Origin of the sequence: Bradyrhizobium sp. (genome assembly GCF_030654605.1) — a bacterium.
In the GTDB taxonomy this organism is placed as follows: Bacteria; Pseudomonadota; Alphaproteobacteria; order Rhizobiales; family Xanthobacteraceae; genus Bradyrhizobium.
The window spans coordinates 115,394-121,393 of sequence record NZ_JAURXB010000065.1 but is presented as its reverse complement, the minus strand read 5'-3'; the positions used below and the strand labels follow the sequence as shown (position 1 = coordinate 121,393).

Here is a 6,000-nt window from a genome sequence, read left to right as displayed (position 1 = left end):
GCGCCGGACATGGCTTTCGACATAGGCCTCATAGTCCCCGCCGGGGACCCGGACCCGGCCGACCTCGGCGATAGCAAGGTGATGGCTCGGGCGGTACTCGCCGGTCGCTTGGGCGATCTCGGCGATGTTACGATCGGCCGGGCGTGGCTCTGAGCGGGGGCGGCCTATCTCCACAATGGACCCGATCCGGATTTCCTCCTCTATGGCGGTCCCGCCCATGGTGACATGATGGACCTGCCCGTCGATGCCATTGATGATCAGGCCGACACGGTCGTCCAGTTCATTGATCAGCTCCTTGCCGATCACCTGACCGGTGACTGGGGTCGATGCGCCCTCGCCGTGCAGGCGGATGCCCTCTATGGCACGGGTGTGCCCCAGCTGTGCAAGCGAACGGTGCATCGACTTGATGATGTCGCCGCGCTCGCCGAGTTCCCGCAACGTCGGCTCAAGCCGATCCGACAGGTGCCAGATCCCAGGCTGGGGCTCGCTTGCCAATCCAAACCGCTCCAGGACCTGCAATCGACCGATACGCAAGGTGCGGTCGAAATCGGCACGGAGCTGGCCGGCCTCCGGTCGCAGATCGAGAAAGCCCTGGTTCGCCTCGTCGATCATGGCGCGGTCGATCCGGGTCAGGCGTTCATGGGTGATCTCGGCCTCTAGTTTTGTCCGCAATTCCAGGTCGGTCTCCGGGCCAAGTTCCAGGGTCGCGCGCTCCTGGGCGCGCAGCCTCATCCCGTCGGTGATGTAGTCTTGGGCGATGATCAGGTCCTTACCCAGATCATCCCTGCCCCGGATCACCGCATGGCTGTGCGGATGGCCAGTGTTGAAATGATCGACGGCGACCCAGTCGAGGCTGGTGCCGAGATCCTGTTCCATCTGCCGCATCACGTCGCGGGTAAAGCCGCGCAGGTCCGAGAGGCGGTCGCCATCCTCTGGCGCTACGATGAACCGGAACTGGTGGCGATCCCCCTGCCCGCGCTCGACGAAGGCTCGCCCATCCACCCGGTCGTTGTCTGGCCCATAGAGCTGGCCGCGCTCGCCCTCGCGGGTCGTACCGTCGCGCTGGAGGTAGCTGATATGAGCCAGCGCTGCCCGGCTGCCGATCTTCAAGCGAACGATGCGCGCCTTGACCACGACGCGGCGCATGCGCTGGCCCGGGCCTCTCTGGCTTGCCGAAAGCTTCAACCGATTGACCGCGGCCTGACCCCGGCCAATCCGCGAGCAGCGGCCCTTCCTGGGCCGTGTCGAACCGGCAGAGCTCCTAGCTTTGCCGCGCAACTTTGCCAACGTCAGCGGACCGCCGTTGGCCTTGGCGGCGGCTCTCATCACCTCCGCAACGAAAGTGCGTGGTCGCCGACGAATGCGAGCTCCCCGATCGCGGATACGTCCGGGGCGTGGACGAAAATCGGAACTGTCGTCGCTCATGCCGGCGATGTCACCACACGCGATCAAGAAGACAACAGAAGACAGGTCGGCGGCGCACTGCCGGCAACAAAAACAAAGGTTTGGCGGGGATGAAGCCGCTCTCTCAAAACCTGATCTCTAAAACCAGTGTGCAGACAACGGCTTCGGGCAAACGTCAGTTTGCTTTAATCTTGCCCTCCACCTCAACTTCGCCGATCTCCCGCCAGACCACGCAAAACTACGACCGCACTCAGAACGGGCAGCCCAGCGTCAGTCCGATCAACGCCTCGCAACAAATGCTACATGAGCATGGGTGAACGCCAACAAACGGCACGCCGCTCAATGCAAAAATGGCGTTCCGAATACATGTAAAAGTTTCAGTTACCGCGCGCTCAGCCCGCTGTGAGCATGCATCCGGAAAGGTGACGCGCGTTAAAAAATCTCTCATCGCCGTGCTCACGGTGACACAAATCCACGACTGGAAACGCGGCGGAGACGCATCGCGAGATGGCCAGACTTCGCCGTCGGAACGCTTGGCGGCGAGCGGTTCCGTGCGGCGGACGCTGTCAATGACGCGCTCCCCTTCGGAGCGCGCCGTGGCACACGGTCGTAGATCATTGACAGCGTCCGCTGCGCGGAAAACCATATCGCCAGCGGCCAGTCGGACCTTTTCCGCATTGCACGCTTGGCCTCAAAATGGCCGGCAAGACAAACGAGGGTGAACAGGGACGCTGGCCATTTCCTGACGAACTTGCCGGCGTACAAAACCTCGCCGCCTGCCTGTCATTGCACGCTGTTCTGCGAGTTCGATCAGAACTGATTGCGACCTACGACCCGATGCACTCTCTGGCGGGATGGCTCGCCGTCATCTATCCCGAGAGCGTCACGCATCCGCCAAGAAATCGGATGCAGGGATCTCGTTGCCCCCACACACTGCGCGCAGTGCGGAATGCGACGAACGATCCGACTCGTTTATTGTCACGGACGACTTCCCTGCCAAGATTGCCATATCTCCGCGCGAATTGGATGTCATTGAGGCGTTCCTGGGAACGCTGCTGGATGATATTCTCAAATGAGCTCGGCTCGCGGAGGAACCTTTCATGAATCTGCCGGTGTCGATCGCTTCGCGTGCGGCGCTCTATCTGCGTGTCTCCACCACGAGGCAGGCGGAAGTGGATCTCTCGATCCCCGATCAGCGCTCGCAGACAAAGGCCTATTGTGAGCGCCAAGGCTGGCAGGTCGTCGCCGACTATATAGAGCCGGGCGCCTCCGCCATGGACGATCAGCGCCCCGAATTCCAGCGCATGATCGAACGTGCCTCGGATGACGATCGACCATTCGACGTCATCGTGGTGCACAGCTTCAGCCGCTTCTTCCGCGATGCTTTTGGGCTCGAGATGTATATCCGCCGGCTTGCCAAGCATGGTGTGCGACTGGTCTCAATCACACAGGAGCTGGGTGACGACCCGTCGCAAGTGATGATGCGACAGGTAATCGCGCTGTTTGATGAATATCAGAGCCGCGAGAACGCCAAACACGTGCTGCGCGCCATGAAGGAGAACGCCCGCCAGGGGTTCTACAACGGCTCCCGCGTGCCGCTTGGTTACGCGGTCGAGGATGTCGAAAAGCGCGGCCACAGGACCAAGAAGCGCCTGATCATCGATCCCGTCGAGGCTGAGACCGTGCGGTTGATCTTCAAGCTCTACCTTGAAGGCGACGGAGCGAGTGGTCCTCTCGGCGTCAAGGAAGTCGCCAAGGCCTTGAATACGCGCGGCATCCGAACACGGCTTGGCGCACGCTTCGGTGTCGGACCGGTGCATCTGATCCTGACCAATCCGCTCTATATCGGCGAGTGGCGCTTCAACCGCCGGCACGCAAAAACCGGGCAAGAAAAGCCCGTCGCCGAAGTCATCGCGGTAGAGGTTCCGCCGATCATCGAGCGCGAGACTTTCGACCAGGTACGACGCTCGCTCAAGGCACGTAATCCCCGATCAATGCCGCCAAGGATTACGACGGGGCCGATCTTGCTGACCGGGCTTGCCTATTGCGCCAGTTGCAGCTCCGCCATGACACTACGCACGGGAACTTCGAAAACCGGACGGGTCTACCGTTACTATTCTTGCTCCGGCGCCGCACGCATGGGCAAGACCGCGTGCAAGGGCCGCTCGATTCCGATGGACAGGCTGGACCAATTGGTAACCGGCCATATCGCCGACTATCTCCTGGTTGCCGATCGTATCGCCGATCTCCTTGCCGAGATCGTCAAGAGCCGGGCGATGGCCGGCGGCGAAGTCCGGGACCGGATTGATCAACTATCCCGGCAGGCGAGCATAGCCGACGATAAGCTTCGGCGCCTCTACGCGCTCGTTGAAGACGGTGTCACCGATCTCGACGAAGTTCTAAAAATCCGACTTGCCGACATCAAGGCCGATCGCGACCAGGCGCGAAGCGCACTCGACCGGATCAAAGGCCAGTCTCCGGCAGCCCGTATCGACAGGGCCAAAATCGAACGCTTCGGCTCGCTGATGCGCCAGAGTATCACCACAGGCGACATTCCATTTCGCAAGGCCTACCTGCGCTCGTTTATCGATGCCATCGAAGTCGACGATCGTGTGATCCGCATCCACGGCTCAAAATCAAGCCTCGAACAAGCCGTTATCGCCAGCTCGCAGGCCGGCAAGAACGGGGTTCGCAGTTTTGTACGCAAATGGCGCGCCCGAAGAGATTCGAACTCCTGACCCCTAGATTCGTAGTCTAGTGCTCTATCCAGCTGAGCTACGGGCGCGTTTTTCGCGGGGCATCTTGGGCGCAGGCCCGGATGCATCCGAGGTGTGTTCGGAAGGTCGCGAAAGAGCGCTTTAGCTACCCGCTCCGGGTGGGATTGGCAAGGTCTGCAAGACGGCGTGTGACGGCCAATTCCGGAGGGAAATTGCCGTCATTCCGGGGCGCGCGCCAGCGCGAACCCGGAATCTCCCAAAATTACCTCTGGATTCCGGGTTCATCGCCATCGGACCGGCCACAGGCCGGATCCGTTGGCGATGCCCCGGAATGACGGATCGAGCTGTCCTTACGCCCGTGCCCGCTCGTTCCGCACGCTGAGCAGTTCCACCGGCCGGTCCGGGATCGCGATCCGGAAGGTGGCGCCGATGGTGCCTTCGACCAGGTGGATGTCGCCGCCATGGGCGCGGACCAGTTCGGCGGCGATCGCGAGGCCGAGCCCGCTGCCGCCGGGCCGGCCGGAGGTCTGGAACGCCTCGAACAAATGCTCGCGGGCCTTTTGGGGCACGCCGGGCCCGGTGTCGGAGACCTCGATGATGGCGACCGAGCCCTCGCGGCGGCCGGTGATGCGGATCTGGAAGGTGGCGGCATCGCCCTTGGGATGGCTTTCCAGCGCCTGCGCCGCATTGCGCACGAGGTTGAGCAGCACGCGAAACAGCTGGTCGGGATCGGCGTCGATGGTGAGCCCGCGCTCGATCGCGCTGATCCAGCCGATCGAGGCGTCGGTGGCGAGGCCTGCGGATTCGCGCACCTCGGCGACCACGGGCTCGATCAGGATCATGCGGCGATCGGGAGCGGCCTCCTGGGCGCGGCCGTAGGACAGCGTCGACTGGCAGAACGCGATGGCGCGCTCCAGCGAGCGCATCAGCTTGGGGGCGAAGCGCTGCACCCGGGGATCGGGCACGCTGGAAAGCTGGTCCGACAGCAGTTGCGAGGAGGCCAGCAGGTTACGCAGATCGTGGTTGATCTTCGATACCGCGAGACCGAGGGCGGCGAGCCGGCTCTTCTGATGCAGCATCGACACCAGGTCGCGCTGCATGTCGCTCAATTCGCGTTCGGCGACGCCGATCTCGTCGCCGCGCTGGCTGGGGACGATGATATAGGCCGAACTCTCGGGGTTTTCGTGGAATCCGACCAGGCTCGCGGTCAGCCGCCGCATCGGCCGCACGAACAGAAAATGCAGCGCCAGATAGACCAGCCCGGCGGTCAACATCGCGATCCCCAGCGAGACCAGCAGCAGATTGCGGGAAAACCGGTACATCGCCTGGCGCAGCGGCGCCTCATCGATCACCACCTCGATGAAATGCCCGCCGCCGGACGCGGGACCGATCACCCTGATCGCCTGGTTGCCGCGTTCCAGCATGATTTCGAAGGAATCCCGGATACCCGACCACACCGTCATGGTGCGCACGTCGATGTCGCGATCAATCGCCGGCGGCAGATCGGCGCTGGCCAACAGCCGGCGCTGCTGCCCCATCTTGATGGCCACCGCCCGCGCGCCGATGCTTTTCAGGATTTGCCGCGACAGCGAATCGGGAACCATGCCGAGCGGCGCGGCATCCAGCACCAGGGCGGCGGTGTTGGCCGCCGCCAGCCGGTCGTTCAGCCGGTTCATGTGAAAATTGGCGATCGAGGGCACATAAATCAGCATTCCCGCGATCATGATCAGGGGAATGGTCAGCAGCAGCAGCTTGCCGGAAAGGCCAAGCCTTCGCGGCAGCCTCGGCGGTTGCCTCGACGGTTGCCTTGACGGTTGCCTTGGCAACTGCCTTGGCAACTGCCTTGGCGACGCCTTGGACTGCGCCGTTTCGATAGCTG

At 62.8% G+C, this 6,000-nt stretch carries 3 protein-coding genes and 1 tRNA gene; 1 reads left to right on the top strand and 3 read right to left on the bottom strand.

Annotation, left to right across the window (positions count from 1 at the left end):
• Positions 1-1,146 (bottom strand): DUF3363 domain-containing protein (locus Q7U29_RS05915; RefSeq protein ID WP_304739450.1); only part of this gene is annotated, 1,146 nt, incomplete at its 3' end.
• 1,358 nt (positions 1,147-2,504) lie between these two features.
• On the opposite strand from Q7U29_RS05915, the gene Q7U29_RS05910 reads away from it, so the two are divergent.
• Positions 2,505-4,142: a recombinase family protein gene (locus Q7U29_RS05910; protein ID WP_304739448.1), complete on the top strand. Its 1,638-nt coding sequence runs from the start codon at positions 2,505-2,507 to the stop codon at positions 4,140-4,142.
• Here the strand turns inward: Q7U29_RS05910 and Q7U29_RS05905 are convergent.
• Both Q7U29_RS05905 and Q7U29_RS05900 read right to left on the bottom strand, forming a co-directional pair.
• A tRNA-Arg gene (locus tag Q7U29_RS05905) sits at positions 4,113-4,189 on the bottom strand. The genes Q7U29_RS05910 and Q7U29_RS05905 overlap by 30 nt on opposite strands.
• A gap of 282 nt (positions 4,190-4,471) precedes the next feature.
• A complete protein-coding gene (locus Q7U29_RS05900) occupies positions 4,472-5,947 on the bottom strand; it encodes a sensor histidine kinase (protein ID WP_304739466.1) in 1,476 nt (491 codons plus the stop codon).
• Positions 5,948-6,000 lie beyond the last annotated feature (53 nt).